The sequence below is a fragment of the Pseudomonas sp. P110(2024) genome (assembly GCF_057480795.1).
The window spans coordinates 24,115-39,536 of the sequence record NZ_JBLIYT010000013.1 but is presented as its reverse complement, the minus strand read 5'-3'; the positions used below and the strand labels follow the sequence as shown (position 1 = coordinate 39,536).

Annotated in this window: 12 protein-coding genes and 1 pseudogene; 5 read left to right on the top strand and 8 right to left on the bottom strand. The window is 64.8% G+C overall.

Features of this window, described 5'->3' with window-relative positions; genetic code table 11:
* Positions 1 to 79 precede the first annotated feature (79 nt).
* From AC25ND_RS20400 to AC25ND_RS20390, 3 genes are all read left to right on the top strand, one after another.
* Positions 80 to 1,453, top strand: a complete 1,374-nt coding sequence (locus AC25ND_RS20400; protein ID WP_028691108.1) for a TolC family outer membrane protein — start codon at positions 80 to 82, stop codon at positions 1,451 to 1,453.
* Between the two features lie 77 nt (positions 1,454 to 1,530).
* Complete coding sequence (locus tag AC25ND_RS20395; protein ID WP_088852701.1) at positions 1,531 to 3,666, top strand: type I secretion system permease/ATPase; 2,136 nt, start codon at positions 1,531 to 1,533, stop codon at positions 3,664 to 3,666.
* A 51-nt stretch (positions 3,667 to 3,717) separates the two neighbouring features.
* A complete protein-coding gene (locus AC25ND_RS20390) occupies positions 3,718 to 5,073 on the top strand; it encodes an HlyD family type I secretion periplasmic adaptor subunit (RefSeq protein ID WP_028691110.1) in 1,356 nt (451 codons plus the stop codon).
* A gap of 94 nt (positions 5,074 to 5,167) precedes the next feature.
* Here AC25ND_RS20390 and AC25ND_RS20385 read toward each other — a convergent pair whose 3' ends face one another.
* The 8 genes and pseudogenes from AC25ND_RS20385 to AC25ND_RS20350 form a co-directional block, all read right to left on the bottom strand.
* The gene (locus tag AC25ND_RS20385; protein WP_028691111.1) at positions 5,168 to 5,899 is read right to left on the bottom strand and encodes a proteasome-type protease; all 732 of its coding nucleotides are present in this window, start codon (positions 5,897 to 5,899) and stop codon (positions 5,168 to 5,170) included.
* A 32-nt stretch (positions 5,900 to 5,931) separates the two neighbouring features.
* The gene (locus AC25ND_RS20380) at positions 5,932 to 6,729 is read right to left on the bottom strand and encodes a transglutaminase family protein (protein ID WP_486976560.1); all 798 of its coding nucleotides are present in this window, start codon (positions 6,727 to 6,729) and stop codon (positions 5,932 to 5,934) included.
* Entirely contained in the window at positions 6,726 to 7,676 is a 951-nt protein-coding gene (locus tag AC25ND_RS20375) for an alpha-E domain-containing protein (protein ID WP_028691113.1), read from the bottom strand. The genes AC25ND_RS20380 and AC25ND_RS20375 overlap by 4 nt, the downstream gene beginning before the upstream one ends.
* Before the next feature lie 3 nt (positions 7,677 to 7,679).
* The gene (locus AC25ND_RS20370; RefSeq protein ID WP_028691114.1) at positions 7,680 to 9,089 is read right to left on the bottom strand and encodes a circularly permuted type 2 ATP-grasp protein; all 1,410 of its coding nucleotides are present in this window, start codon (positions 9,087 to 9,089) and stop codon (positions 7,680 to 7,682) included.
* Positions 9,090 to 9,292: 203 nt separating this feature from the next.
* Positions 9,293 to 9,892: a tRNA-uridine aminocarboxypropyltransferase gene (locus tag AC25ND_RS20365; RefSeq protein WP_280063710.1), complete on the bottom strand. Its 600-nt coding sequence runs from the start codon at positions 9,890 to 9,892 to the stop codon at positions 9,293 to 9,295.
* Positions 9,893 to 10,042: 150 nt separating this feature from the next.
* Positions 10,043 to 11,071 (bottom strand): methyl-accepting chemotaxis protein, encoded by a 1,029-nt coding sequence (locus AC25ND_RS20360; protein ID WP_371263157.1) that lies wholly within the window; start codon positions 11,069 to 11,071, stop codon positions 10,043 to 10,045.
* 234 nt (positions 11,072 to 11,305) lie between these two features.
* A pseudogene (locus AC25ND_RS20355) lies at positions 11,306 to 11,602 on the bottom strand (PAS domain-containing protein); the annotation flags it as partial.
* Positions 11,603 to 11,748: 146 nt separating this feature from the next.
* Positions 11,749 to 12,642 (bottom strand): LysR family transcriptional regulator, encoded by an 894-nt coding sequence (locus tag AC25ND_RS20350; RefSeq protein ID WP_028691117.1) that lies wholly within the window; start codon positions 12,640 to 12,642, stop codon positions 11,749 to 11,751.
* 226 nt (positions 12,643 to 12,868) lie between these two features.
* Between AC25ND_RS20350 and speB the strand changes: the two genes are divergently transcribed.
* Complete coding sequence (speB, locus tag AC25ND_RS20345) at positions 12,869 to 13,819, top strand: agmatinase (protein ID WP_062574808.1); 951 nt, start codon at positions 12,869 to 12,871, stop codon at positions 13,817 to 13,819.
* A gap of 168 nt (positions 13,820 to 13,987) precedes the next feature.
* Entirely contained in the window at positions 13,988 to 15,367 is a 1,380-nt protein-coding gene (locus tag AC25ND_RS20340) for a sodium:solute symporter family protein (protein WP_028691119.1), read from the top strand.
* The last annotated feature ends 55 nt before the right edge of the window (positions 15,368 to 15,422 follow it).

Here is a 15,422-nt window from a genome sequence, read left to right as displayed (position 1 = left end):
TGAAACGGTTTGACTCTAATTTTTCGTCATTTTTTTGGCGAACAGCAGGACATTATTCAAGACCAGGGAGATGTACCCCATGCGCGCTTTAACCCCCATCACCAGTGCGATTTTGTTGGCCATGGCGTGTGCCAACAGTCAGGCGATGTCGATCACCGAGGCTGTCCAGAACGCCGTGGACCAGCATCCCGAGATCAGCGCCAGCCGCAACAGCAGGCTGTCGGCCGACGAGGATGTGAAGTTCGCCCGCGGGGGGTACTACCCAACCGTCGATCTGGTCGCAGGCTACGGCCGGCAACGCTCGGACAACACCAACACCCGCGGCTTCAACCCCGACGGCACGCGTAACCACAACAAGGAAACCCTCAACTACACCCAGTCCGAACTGCGCCTGCGGCAGATGCTGTTCGACGGCTTCAACACCTCCAACGAGGTCGCCCGCACCGAAGCGGTGGCCACCTCGCGCGCCTACTACACCCAGGCCACCGCCGAGACCGTCGCCCTGCGCGCCATCGAGGTCTACCTCGAAGTGCTCAAGCGCCGCGAGCTGGTGACACTGGCCAAGAACAACCTGCAGGCGCACCTGCGGGTCAACGACCAGATCGGCCTGCGCAGCGAGCGTGGCGTGGGCAGCACCGCCGACCTCGACCAGTCCCGCGCGCGTCGCGCCCTGGCCGAGAACAACCTGGACACCGCCGAGGTCGACCTGGCCGACGCCGAGGCCAACTTCTACAGCGTAGTCGGGCGCATGCCGGACGAGCTGGAAACACCGGTCACGATCAAGGGCGAAGTACCGGCCGACCTGCTCAACGCCCGCCAGGGCATGCTGGAGAACAACCCCTACCTGAAGTCGGCCCAGGCTGACGTACGCTCCGCCGAGCAGCAATACGAAGTGGCCAAGTCGCCCTTCTACCCGCGCCTGGACGCGGTGCTGGCCACCGGCGCCAACAACAATATCGGCGGCCAGAAGGGCCACGACAACAACGACTGGCAGGCCGGCGTCGAGCTCAGCTACAACCTGTTCCGCGGCGGCAGCGACAAGGCCCGCCTGCAGTCCGACGCGCACAAGATCAACCAGGCGATGGACATCCGCAACAACGCCCTGCGCGAGCTGAATGAAAACCTCAGCCTGGCCTGGAACGCGATGAACAACGCCCGCAAGCAGACCCCGAGCGCCCGCGAGTACGCCGAAACCACCCAGCGCGTACGCGCCGCCTACCAGGACCAGTTCGGCCTGGGCCAGCGTACCCTGCTCGACGTGCTCGATAGCGAGAACGAGCTGTACAACGCCAACCGACGCTATACCGAAGTGCGCTACACCGAAGAGTTCTCCATGTACCGAGTCCTGGCGACCATGGGTGAGTTGCTGAGCAAGCAGCACATCTCGCTGCCGCCCGAGGCCATCGCCAAGACCGAAGTACGCAACGAGGCGAAACTGCCAGACATGCGCTAGGTTCTGACGAGACAAGAGATTTTTCGCCAGCGCCCGTTTCCCGTCCACCGCGGCAGGAGTAGGCCATCGTGACCAGTATGCAAAGCGCGCAACCGCGCCTGGATGTTGATGATCCGTTGCTCGATGGCCTGTTGATCCTGTGCAAGTTGCACGGCTGCCCTGCCAGCCGTGCCAGCCTGTGCAGCGGCCTGCCGCTGGCCGCGCAGCGCCTGCCCCTGGCCCTGCTGCCCCGCGCCGCCGCGCGGGCGGGGTTGCAGGCGCGGGTGCTGCAGCGTGAGCTGGACGCCATCTCGGCACTCAACCTGCCGGTCTTGCTGATCCTCAACGACGGCCGCAGCGCCGTGCTGCAGCGCTGGGGGGACAACGGCCGGGGCCTGCTGCTGCCGTGCGAAGCCGAAGGCGGCGAGCAGTGGGTAGAACGCGATGCCTTGGCCGAAGCCTACAGCGGCCAGGCCCTGTTCGCCCGTCCCCGTCATACCTTGGAAGAGGTGCGCGCCCCACTGATCCCGCGGGTCAACGCCTGGTTCCGCGACACCCTGCGCCACTCCCGATGGCTGTATGGCGATGCCCTGCTGGCCAGCCTGCTGATCAACCTGCTGGGGTTGATGGTGCCGCTGTTCGTCATGCAGACCTACGACCGCGTGGTGCCCAACCAGGCGCTGTCCACCCTCTGGGTGCTGGTGGCCGGCCTGTTCATCGGCACAGCCTTCGAGCTGGTGCTGCGCATGGTTCGTGCGCACCTGCTGGACCAGGCTGGCAAGAAGACCGACCTGATTCTCTCGGCCACTTTGTTCGAACGCATTACCGGCATGAGCATGAAGGCGCGGCCGGCCACCATCGGCGGCTTCGCCCAGAGCATCCATGACTTCCAGGGACTGCGTGAATTCCTCACCGCGGTCACCCTGACCAGCATCATCGACCTGCCATTCGTGGCGCTGATGCTGCTGGTGATCGGCCTGCTCGGTGGCTGGCTGGTGGTGATCCCGCTGATCGCCTTCCCGCTGGCCGTGGGCCTGGCGCTGTTCATCCAGGTGCGCCTGCGTGACACGGTACAGAAGAGTCTGAGCCTCGGCGCGGTGCGCCAGGCGCTGCTGATCGAGACCCTCGGCGGACTGGAAACCCTCAAGGCCTGCGGCGCCGAAAGCGAACGCCAGTACCAGTGGGAGCACACAAACGGCGCCATCGCCCGCCTCGACGCCCATGCCCGCAACCTGTCCTCGTTGGCCAGCAACGGCACGCTCTTCATCCAACAGTTCTGCGGCATGGCCACCATCGTCGCCGGGGTCTACAGCATCATCGCCGGCAACCTCAGCGTCGGCGCGCTGGTGGCCAGCTACATGCTCGGCAGCCGGGTCCTCGCGCCGCTGGGCCAGATCGCCGGGCTGATCACCCGCTACCAGCAGGCGCAGTTGACCATGCGCAGCACCGACGCGCTGATGAGCCTGCCCCAGGAACGCGAAGCCGAGCACCAGGCCCTGGAACACACCGCGCTGCAGGGTGGCATCAGCATCAACCACGCCACGTTTCGCTATGCCGGGCAAACGGCCCCGGCGCTCAATGATGTCAGCGTCACACTCAAGCCGGGCGAGCGCATCGGTATCATCGGCCGCAGCGGCTCGGGCAAGAGTACCCTCACCCGCCTGCTGATGGGCTTCCATCACCCCGAAGATGGCCAGGTGTTGCTGGACAACCTCGACCTGCGCCAGCTGGACATCGCCGACCTGCGCAGCCAGGTCGGCTACGTGGCCCACGACCTGCCCCTGCTGGCCGGCAGCCTGCGCGACAACCTCACCCTCGGCGCCCGCCACGTCAGCGATGCGCGCATGCTCGAGGTGGCCGAGCTGACCGGGGTCAGCGAACTGGCCCGCCAGCACCCGCAAGGCTTCGACCGCCCGGTGGGCGAGCGCGGCCAGCTGCTGTCCGGCGGCCAACGCCAGGCCGTGCTGCTGGCCCGGGCCCTGCTGCTGGAGCCGCCGATCCTGATCCTCGACGAACCCACCAGCCACATGGACAACAGCAGCGAGGAGCAACTGCGCCAGCGCCTGCTGAACTGGGTGCAGGGCAAAACCCTGCTGCTGGTCACACACCGCACCTCGATGCTCAGCCTGGTGGACCGGCTGCTGGTGCTGGACAACGGCAAGATCGTCGCCGACGGGCCGAAGGACGCGGTCATCGACGCGCTGCGCAAGGGCCGTATCGGCGCGGCGCTGTGAACCAACAACCTGGGATTCCACAACGGCCTCGGTCTGCACCGGAGGTAGAACATGCCCCTCAGCCACAGCGTGCGCAGCTACCTCCAGGGCGCCGACAAGCGCGCCGAGCGCGACTACATGCCGGAGCTGGCCGGTGCCACCTTGCAGGAATCGCCCAGCCTGTCGCGCCTGACCGTGTGGCTGGCCGCGATCCTGCTGTTGGTAGCCTTGGTCTGGGCCAATTTCGCGGTGCTCGACGAGGTCACCGTCGGCGAGGGCAAGGCCATTCCGTCTAGCAAGGTGCAGGTGGTGCAGAACCTTGAGGGCGGCATCGTCACCGAGATCTTCGTGCGTGAAGGGCAGATGGTCGACAAGGGCGCGACCCTGCTGCGCCTGGACGACACGCGCTTCAAGTCGAACAAGGGCGAGAGTGAAGCCGACCGCTACGCGCTCACCGCCCAGGTCGAGCGCCTGTCGGCCGAGTCCGAAGGCCGTCCCTTCGTGTTGTCGAGCGAAGTCCGCGCCAAGGCACCGCAGGTGGCCGAGGACGAAGCCGCTCTGTATGACTCGCGCCAGCGCCGCTTGGCCAGCGAAAAGCAGACCCTCAACGAACAATTGCGGCAAAAGACCCAGGAGCTTGCCGAGTTCCGCTCCAAGGTCGATCAATACCGCTCGGCGGTCGGCCTGCTGCAACAGGAACTGGACATGTCCTCGCCACTGGTGAGCAAGGGTGCCATATCCCCCGTGGAAATCCTGCGCTTGAAGCAGCGCAGCGTCGAGGCGCGCGGCCAGCTCAATGCCACCAACCTGGCCATTCCCCGCGCCGAAGCGGCGATCGCGGAGATCCGCAGCAAGATCCAGGAATCCGACGCCAGCTTCCGTTCCGACGCCGCCAAGGAACTCAACGACAAGCGCACGGAGCTGTCGAAGATCACCGCCACCAGCATCGCCATCGACGACCGGGTCAACCGCACCACCGTGGTGTCGCCGGTGCGCGGCATCGTCAAGCTGCTGAAGGTCAACACCATCGGCGGCGTGGTCCAGCCCGGCAGCGACCTGGTGGAGATCGTGCCGATCGAGGACAACCTGCTGATCGAGGCCAAGGTAAGGCCCCAGGACGTGGCGTTCCTGCACCCGGGGCAGACCGCGATGGTCAAGTTCAGCGCCTACGACTACACCATCTACGGCGGGCTCAAGGCCAAGCTGGAGCTGATCGGCGCGGACACCGTCACCGACGACAAGGGCAATGCGTTCTACCTGATCCAGGTGCGCACGGACAAGAACCACCTGGGCGGGGACAACAAGCCGCTGCTGATCATTCCAGGGATGGTGGCCACGGTGGATATCATCACCGGGCAGAAGAGCGTGCTGGACTATCTGCTCAAACCCGTCCTCAAGGCCAGGACCGAAGCGTTGCGAGAGCGGTGAATGCCTATCCAGGCGCCTTCACGGAGAAGCCCGCTCAGACAGGCATATCAGCACAGCAGGATCGGTGGTGCGCCCCTATCCCCGACAAACGCCCTCAACGGATATAAGCCTCCGGCGGCTCCGGCAACGCGGCGAGCAGATCCCGCAGACCATCGGCCCATTGCGCCTGGATCCGCAGAAAATAGGGATCGTGGGTGCCGATCCGGTGACAGTTGCTGGCAGCCAGGCTGTCCTTGCGATACACCAGCACATCCAGTGGCATGCCCACCGACAGGTTGCTGCGCATGGTCGAATCGAACGAGATCAGGCCACAGCGCAATCCCTCGCCCAGGGGTGTGTGATACAGCAGGTTGCGATCAAGGATCGGCCTGCCGTACTTGCTCTCGCCCAGTTGCATGAACGGCGTGTCTTCCGTGGCCTGGATGAAATTACCCTGGGGATAGATGTTGTACACCCCCATGGGCTGCTCGGCGATCTGCCCGCCCACCAGGAACGAGCAGCTCAGGTCGACCTTGCCTGCCAGTTTGGTGCAGTCGCGGGCGATCACCTCGCGGATGGTCTCGGCCACCAGCGCCGTGGCGTCATACAGCGTCGGCACGTTCAACAGGTGCGCGCCGTCCTGGTTGCAGCGCTGACGGAGCAGGCTCACCACCGATTGCGACGTGGCCAGGTTGCCGGCGGTCTGCAGCACAATCACACGCTCGCCCGAGCGGTTGAAAACGAACAGCTTGCGAAACGTCGATATCTGGTCGATCCCCGCATTGGTCCGTGAATCCGAAATGAACACCAGCCCATCGGCCAGGTGCATCGCAACGCAGTACGTCATGGTGCTAACTCATGCAGAGGTAGGAAGTGTCGCTATTGCTGCTGAGGCTGTGGCTTGGAGCTGACCAGAACCTGTGCCTGCATCGACTCGGTCCCACCGCCACGGCGCATGCCGCGTACCGGGCAAGCGTCCAGGTAATCATGCCCCACCGCCAGTTTCAGGTGGCGCTCGGGCCGAGCCAGGCGGTTGGTCACATCGAAGCTGTACCAGCCATCGTCAAGCCAGGCCTCGGCCCAGGCGTGACTGGCCAGATGGTTCTCGTCCTCGGTGCACAGGTAACCTGACACATAGCGCGCCGGCACGCCCAGGCTGCGGGCACAGGCGAGAAAAGCGTGGGTATGGTCCTGGCAGACTCCGGCGCGGTTGGCGAACGCCTCGGCGGCCACGGTATCGACCGCCGTCGAACCGGGCCTGTAGGCCATGTGATCGGCCAATCCGTTCATCAACTCGATCAGCGCCGTCCGATCACGACGAGCGCCACAGTGGCGCACGGCGAAATCGCGCAACGCCTCGTCGGGGTTGCTGAGCTTGCTCGAGCGCAGGAAGGGCAAGGCCGATCGAGAGTCGTGCTCCACCTCCAGGGTCTGGTCGATCTCCACCTCGCCGTGGGCGCTCAGCATCAACGCACCATGGGGTTCGTCGAGCGTCAGCACGTGCAGGACGTTGCCATAAGGGTCAAGTTGGCTGCCTACCGGGCGCGGCAATTCCAGCTGCCATTGCAGGACGCGCTGGCGCTCGCTGCTCTGGGGCGTCAGTCGCAGCAGCTGAATGCTCATGCAGACATCGTCGGAATAGTGATAAGTGGTGTCGTGACGAATGGACAGTCTCATACTACCTCCAGATAGGAATCGTGAACGCTCTGCCCCAGATGATTGATCTGGCCAATGTGATGGTTCAGCCACTGATGCAATCCGGACGCGAGAATTTCCTCGATGCCGGTAAAGCGCAACCGCGCACTCAGCTCTGCCGCCAGGCGTTGCGCCGGGCGCCCGTTGTCGCCCGGCAGGCCGGCCAGCAACTGGGCCAGCTCCTCGACACAGGCATGCAGCGAACGCGGTACGTCCGCGCGTAGCAACAACATCTCTGACACCTGCTCGGCACCGGGAGCCGTGCGGTAGATTTCATTGAACGCCTCGAAGGAGGACAGTGCCCGCAGCAAGGCACTCCACTGGTAATAGCCACGGGCCGAATTGTCACTGACCTCCTCGGACTCCTCACCAAACATTTCGTAGCGCGCATCCAACAGGCGCAGCGTGTTGTCGGCCCGTTCGAGGAAGGTGCCCAGCCGGATGAAGCCATAGGCGTCATTGCGCATGATGGTGCCGGCGGTGGCTCCGCGGAACAGATGCGAACGCTCCTTGACCCATTCGCAGAAAGAGTTGATGCCGTAGCGTGCCAGGCCCTTGTCGGCGATGTTGCGCATCTCGAGCCATGTAGCGTTGATGTTCTCCCACATGTCAGCAGTGATCCGCCCGCGCACGGCATGCGCATTGCTGCGAGCCGCGCGCAGGCAACAATAGATGCTGCCGGGATTGCGTTCGTCCAGGGCGAAAAAATGCAGCATGTACTCGACGTTGAGTTCACCATGGCGACGGTGATAATCGTCCAGCGTCCCGGCCGCCAGCAGCGACATCGCCAGCTCGGCTCGGCCATCGCTACGCCCCGCCTGCGGCATCAGCGAAAGCGAATAGCTGACTTCGAGCATGCGTGCGAGGTTCTCCGCGCGCTCAAGGTAACGGGACATCCAATACAGGTCGGCAGCCGTTCTTGAAAGCATGATTCAGTCCTCCACCACCCAGGTGTCCTTGGTGCCGCCGCCCTGGGAAGAATTGACCACCAGCGAGCCTTCACGCAGCGCCACGCGGGTCAGGCCACCTGGCACCAGGCGGGTTTCCTTGCCTGACAGCACAAACGGGCGCAGGTCGATATGCCTGGGCGATATGCCACTTTCGACAAAGGTCGGGCAAGTGGATAGGCACAGCGTGGGCTGTGCGATGTACGCATGGGGTCGCGCCTTGATACGGGCACGGAACGCTTCGATTTCCGCCGTGCTGGCGGCCGGCCCGACCAACATGCCGTAGCCACCAGACCCTTGGGTTTCCTTGACCACCAGGTCCGCCAGATTGGCCAGCACATGGGACAACTCCGCAGGCTTGCGACATTGCCAGGTGGGCACGTTCTTGAGAATCGGCTCTTCGCTCAGGTAGAAGCGGATCATGTCGTCGACATACGGGTAGATCGACTTGTCGTCAGCCACTCCGGTGCCCACGGCGTTGGCCAGCACAACGTTGCCGGCCCGGTAGGCCGTGATCAGTCCTGGCACGCCCAGCAACGAGTCCGGATTGAACGTCAGCGGATCGAGGAAGGCATCGTCCAGCCGGCGGTAGATCACATCGACCGCCTGCGGGCCTGACGTGGTACGCATGAACACCCGGTTGTCACGCACGAACAGGTCAGCGCCCTCCACCAGTTCCACACCCATTTCCCGCGCCAGGAAGGCATGCTCGAAATAGGCACTGTTGAAGCGGCCCGGAGTCAGCACCACGGTGGTGGGGTTGTCCAGCGGGCTTGAGCGCTTGAGGGTGTCCAGCAACAGATTGGGATAGTGGTCGATGGGCGCCACCCGCTGGGCGGCGAACAGCTCCGGGAACAGCCGCATCATCATCTTGCGATCTTCGAGCATGTAGCTCACGCCGCTCGGTGTGCGCAGGTTGTCTTCCAGGACGTAGTAGCTGCCGTCGCCATCGCGCACCAGATCGACACCGGCGATGTGCGCATAGATGCCTCGGTGCAGGTCCAGCCCCTGCATGGCCACCTGGTAACCGTCGTTGGCCAGTACCTGCTCCGGTGGGATGATGCCTTGCTTGAGGATCCGCTGGTCGTGGTAGATGTCCTCGAGGAACAGGTTCAGCGCCTGCACCCGCTGGATGCAGCCACGCTCCACGACCTGCCACTCGCTGGCCTTGATGCTGCGCGGAATGATATCGAAGGGGATCAGCCGCTCGGTACCCTGCTCATCGCCGTACAAGGTGAACGTGATGCCTGCCCGGTGAAACAGCAGGTCCGCCTCGCGACGCCGCTGTTCGAGCAGCTCCAACGGCGTATCGGCCAGCCAGCGTGCGAACGCCTGATAATGAGGCCGGCAATCACCCGCCGCATCGTACATCTCATTGAAAAAGGCCCGAGGCATAATCAGTTCCTCACCACGCAATGCTTGTCCGTTATCGATGCATGGTTGACCTAGCAATAGCAGTGCCGGAAACACGGCACCTCAGGCGGGACGAGGTGTGCACGGGTCGCAGCAGGCGGCGGCCATGCCCCAGATCAGGGCCTCACCGGCGAACGCGCCCCTGTCGGTGAACCAAAACAGGGTGCTGGTGATCGGCGTAGTCCTCACTTTTCGCCATGATTACGTTCGAACGTCTCCAGCCCCATCGCGCTGATCTGCCCCTCGATCAGCGCTTCGAAAGGCCTCAACAAAGCAGCGAAGCCGCTCGGCGCCTCCAACACATTCAACGCCTGCACCACCGCCTCCAGGGTCGACAAGGCCCCTGGTTCCGGTGCCTTGCGCAGCCGGTAGCGCGAGGGTGGGACGTTGCCCAGGGCCACTCGCGGCAGCGCCTCGAGCTGCGGGTTCAGGTACAGCATCTTGCGCGCCTTGCGCCAGGTGCCATCCGGCACGATCAGCATCAGCGGCAGGTCGACGTCTTGACCATAGCCTTGCAGAACCTCGGCTTCATCACCGGGGAACAGCAACGCGGGTCGATAGCCCGGCGTGGCCAGCAGCGTGTGCAGGTCGTCGAACACCTCGCCGATCCGCAGCTCGGCGTTGACCAGCCCAAGGACCGCCAGGCGTGCGGTGTTCAGGGCGTGGGCGGTTTCACTGGGGTGCTGCAGCACGACCACGCGGGTGCGGCTGTCCAGGTGCGGGATCAGTGGGCAAAGGCAATGGGCGAGCGGGCGCTGACAACGCTCGCAGCGGGGTCTGGGCATGGGGGGCTCCTTGGGGCGGGTAGTTTGCCACAGGGCTGCCATCCCCGGGTTGCTGCGAGGCGTTCGTGGGAGCGGGCTTGCCCCGCGATAAAGCCAGCACCGCAATCGCGGGGCAAGCCCGCTCCCACGCACCGCTCACACAGTCCAACTTCAGCGGTTGAACCGCTCCGCCAGGCTGTGCAGGTACTCCGCCATGCGCTCCAGGTCCTGGCTGATCTCGGCCCCCTGCCTGGCCTGCCCCGCGCTTTCGTCGCACAAATGGGCGATGCGCACGATCTGCTGGTTGATGTCCTCGGCGACATGGCTCTGCTGCTCGGACGCCGTGGCCATCTGTTGGCTCATGCCAGTGATGCGACTGACCGCCTGGGCGATCCCCGACAACGCCGCCTGCACCGCCTCGACGCTGTGCACGCTGTCGCTGGAGATCTGCTGGCCGCGGCTGGCGCTGGCCACCGCGCGGTCGGCACCGGAGCGCAGGGTGGAGATGATGTGGTGGATCTCCTCGGTCGAGGCGCGGGTCCGCTGCGCCAGCGAGCGCACTTCATCCGCCACCACGGCGAAACCCCGGCCCTGCTCGCCGGCCCGCGCCGCCTCGATGGCGGCATTGAGCGCCAGCAGGTTGGTCTGCTCGGCAATCGAGGTGATCACATCCACCACGCTACCGATCGACTGCGTCTGCTCGGCCAGGGCGTTGACCGCCTGGCCGATGTCGCTCACCGCCTCGCTCATGCTGCCCATGGCGCGCAGGCTCTGCTGCGCCAGGTCGCTGCCCTGCTGTGCCAGCTGGTCGGCGTCGCTGGCGGCATGGGCGGTGCTCTGCACGTTATGGGTGACCTGCTGGATGGTCGCCGCCATCTGCGCGATGGCGGTGGCCGACTGGTCGGTCTCGCTGCGCTGGCGGTCGAGCATCTGCGCCTGGGCATCGGACAGGTCGGCGGACTGCGCGGCCCGTGACTTGACCCCGACACCGGCGTCCACCAGACGGGTCAGCGCAGTCTGCAGGCGCGCCTCCTCGCTGATGATCGCCAGGTCGAGCTGGCCCTGCAGCCCGGGGTTGTCGCTGTAGGTCAGCGCCACCAGAGGGCTGGTGAAGGCCTTGGGGTGCTCTTGCAGGGTGCGTCGGATCGACTGGTTCTGCCGGTGCTCGACCACGTACCAGGCCGCCAGCAGGCTGGCCATCAGCACACCCAGTGCCGCGTAGGGGGGCAGCCACAGGTAGGCGGCGGCTGAAAGCAAGCCTGCGCCAATCAAAGGCCAGCCATGACCGACGCCATAACCGAGGCGCGCCGCCAGGGGCACTGGCGAGCGCCCCGCCCGCAGGCGGGCATACAAATTCTCGGCCCGGCGGATCTGCTCCCGGGTCGGCACCGAGCGCACCGACTCGTAGCCGCTGATGCGACCGTTCTCGTAGACCGCCGTGACGTAGGCGCTGACCCAGTAGAAGTCGCCGTTCTTGGCGCGGTTCTTGACCACGCCCATCCAGGGTTTGCCTTGCTTGATGGTGTCCCACATATGCCCGAAGACCGCCGGCGGCATGTCAGGATGACGCACCAGATTGTGCGGCTGGCCGACCAGTTCGTCGTAGGTGAAACCGCTGATGGCCACGAAGGCGTCGTTGCAATAGGTAATGCGACTGTTCAGGTCGGTGGTGGAGATCAGCCGCTGGTCTTGGGGAAAGGTTCTTTCGTGCTCGGTGACGGGCAAATTCATGCGCATCGTTGGCGATCCCTTGCTTATCCAGATGAGTGGGAAAATCATCAAAGCAAGTAGATATTTAGCAGAAGGCCATCACGTGAGCGGTCAACTTTCGTAGGAAATTTACCCGACCTGACGGAATGTGCTGAAAGCGACCTGGATCAGCCCACATTGAGCTGGCTCTTGAGCAGGTCACGGAACGTCTGGATCAAGGGTTCCCGGCTCCGGCCACGGCGGATGATCAGGGAAAACGGCGCCTGGTAGCCGAAGGTCGCCGGCGACAGCACGCGCAGGTCGCCCTTGTCGACCCAGGCCTGGGCGTAGTGCTCGGGCAGGTAGCCAATGTAGGCGCCGGAGAGAATCAGAATCAGTTGCGCTTCCATGCTCTCCACGGTGGCGGCGCTGTGCTTGAAACCGTGCCGGGCCAGCTCCGCCTGGCTCCAGTAGCCACGCCCGACCATGCGCTGTTGGGTAATCACCGGCTCCGGGATCCGTCGCTCGCCGAACAGCGCGTGACGGCTGCTGCAATACAGCCAGTGCTGCTCGCGGTACAACGGCTGGTAGACCAGGCCACTCATGCGCGATGAAAACGCGCCAATGGCCAGGTCCAGGCGGTTGTCCTGCACGCCCAATTGCAGTTCGTAAGGGCTGGACACCGACAGGTGCAGGTGTACCGCCGGGTGTTCCTGGCTATAGGCGCCGATGGCCTCCGCCAGCGGCAGGGCGCGGTCGCCCACGGTGGAGTCGATCACCCCGAGGTTGAGGGTGCCGCGCAATTCGCCCTTGAGCGCCGCCGCATACTGCTCGAAGCCATCCAGTTCCCCCAGCAGGCGCAGGGTCTCCTGATGAAACAGCTCGCCCTTGCTGGTCAGGCTGAAACCGCCACGGCCTCGGTGGCAGAGCACGATGCCCAGGGCGCTTTCCAGCTGGCTCATGTAGGTGCTGATGGCCGAGGTCGACAGGTTGAGGTCGCGCTGGGCGTTGGCGAAGCCCTGGTGACGCACCACGCTGGCAAAGATGCGCAGCAGTTTCAGGTCGGGCAGCGATGAGGCCATGGGGCAACGGGTCCGTGGGCTGGAAATGGCCTGAGTCTAACCCGGCCGCGCACCGATAGTTCAGAAATTCCTGAAGTAAGTTTTTGTCGGTAGCGATTCTTCCCGGGCACTACCTTGCGCAGACTGCGGCGAAATGTCCCTGCCCGCCAGCACAACCAGAGCAACGAGGCGCGCGGCGGCACAGGTTCGAACAAACAGAACAATCGACCGACTGATGAGGCCCACCGTGGACAAGATTCTCCACCAACCACTGGGCGGCAACGAAATGCCGCGTTTCGGCGGCATCGCCACCATGCTCCGACTCCCCCACCTGCAGAGCGCCGAAGGGCTCGACGCCGCGTTCATCGGCGTGCCCCTGGACATCGGCACCTCGCTGCGCTCGGGTACCCGCTTCGGCCCACGGCAGATCCGTGCCGAGTCGGTGATGATCCGCCCGTACAACATGGCCACCGGCGCCGCCCCGTTCGACTCGCTGTCGGTGGCCGACATCGGTGACGTGGCGATCAACACCTTCAACCTGCTGGACGCCGTGCGCATCATCGAAGAGGCCTACGACGAGATCGTCGAGCACAATGTCATCCCGCTGACCCTCGGTGGCGACCACACCATCACCCTGCCGATCCTGCGTGCCCTGCACAAGAAGCACGGCAAGATCGGCCTGGTGCATATCGACGCCCACGCCGACGTCAACGACCACATGTTCGGCGAGAAGATCGCCCATGGCACCACCTTCCGCCGCGCCGTGGAAGAGGGCCTGCTCGATTGCGACCGCGTGGTGCAGATCGGCCTGCGCGCCCAGGGCTACACCGCCGACGACTTCAACTGGAGCCGTCGCCAGGGCTTCCGTGTGGTCCAGGCCGAAGAATGCTGGCACAAGTCGCTGGAGCCGCTGATGGCCGAAGTGCGCGAGAAAGTCGGTGGCGGCCCGGTGTACCTGTCGTTCGACATCGACGGCATCGACCCGGCCTGGGCGCCTGGCACCGGTACCCCGGAGATCGGCGGCTTGACCACCATCCAGGCGATGGAGATCATCCGCGGCTGCCACGGCCTGGACCTGATCGGCTGCGACCTGGTCGAAGTCTCCCCACCGTACGACACCACCGGCAACACCTCGCTGCTGGGCGCCAACCTGCTGTTCGAAATGCTCTGCGTGCTGCCGGGCGTGGTACGCCGCTAACCGCCGAGTACCGCCCGTTTACAGGGGCGCTGCAATCGATTGCTTGACCCCGGCAGGAGCCATTCGGGAGGGCCATAGAGGCCCGCCAACACATGACAGGACCGCCGGGCGCCTTGCAGCGTCCGGACGGCCGATCTCGCCATAATAAAGATAATCGGGAGACCCCCAATGGCCTTGGACATCATCGTTGTACTGATCTATGCCGCCGGCATGCTCGGCCTCGGCTGGTACGGCATGCGGCGCGCAAAGACCCACGAAGACTACCTGGTGGCCGGGCGCAACCTCGGCCCGACCCTGTACATGGGCACCATGGCCACCACCGTGCTCGGTGGCGCCTCCACCGTCGGCACCGTGCGCCTGGGCTACGTCCATGGCATTTCCGGCTTCTGGCTGTGCGCCGCCCTGGGTCTGGGGATCATCGCCCTCAACCTGTTCCTGGCCAAGCCGCTGCTGCGCCTGAAGATCTTCACCGTCACCCAGGTACTGGAGCGCCGCTACAACCCAATGGCCCGCCAGGCCAGCGCGGCGATCATGCTCGCCTACGCGCTGATGATCGCGGTGACCTCGACCCTGGCCATGGGCACCGTGCTGCAGGTGCTGCTTGACGTGCCGTTCTGGATGGCGCTGCTGTTCGGCGGCGGCGTGGTGGTGGTGTACTCGACCATCGGCGGCATGTGGTCGCTGACCCTGACCGACATCGTCCAGTTCATCATCAAGACCGTGGGCCTGATGTTCATCCTGCTGCCGGTGTGCCTGTACAAGGCCGGCGGCTGGGACGCCCTGGTGGCCAAGCTGCCGGCGGCCAGCTTCAGCTGGACCACCATCGGCTGGGACACCATCATCACCTACTTCCTGATCTACTTCTTCGGCATTCTGATCGGCCAGGATATCTGGCAGCGCGTGTTCACCGCCCGTGACGAGAAGGTCTGCCAGCGCGCCGGCACCACCGCCGGTATCTACTGCGTGCTGTACGGCCTGGCCTGCGCCCTGATCGGCATGGCCGCCCATGTGCTGATGCCGGACCTGGCCAACCCGAACAACGCCTTCGCCGAGATGATCAAGGGCCAGTTGCCCGAGGGCATCCGCGGCCTGCTGATGGCCGCCGCCCTGGCCGCGATGATGTCCACCGCCAGCGCGGGCCTGCTGGCCGCCTCGACCACCCTGACCGAAGACCTGCTGCCCAAGCTGCGCGGCGGCAAGCAGTCGAGCCTGGGCATCAACCGCCTGTTCACCCTGCTCACCGGCCTGGTGGTGCTGGGTATCGCCCTGGCAGTGAACGATGTGATCAGCGCCCTGACCCTGGCCTACAACCTGCTGGTGGGCGGCATGCTGATCCCGCTGATCGGCGCGATCTTCTGGAAACGCGCGACCACCGCCGGGGCCATCGCCAGCATGTCGCTGGGCTTCGGCACCGCGCTGTTGTTCATGTTCAAGGACGGCCTGGAAGCCAACTCGCCGATCTACTACAGCCTGGCCATCGGCCTGGTGAGCTTCGTGGTGGTCAGCCTGGCTTCGCGCAAGCCGGTGGCGACGGTGAACCTGGCCTGAGGCCAGATCCCGGGGCAACAACGCAAAAGGCCGCCGCATCGATAAGATGCGGCGG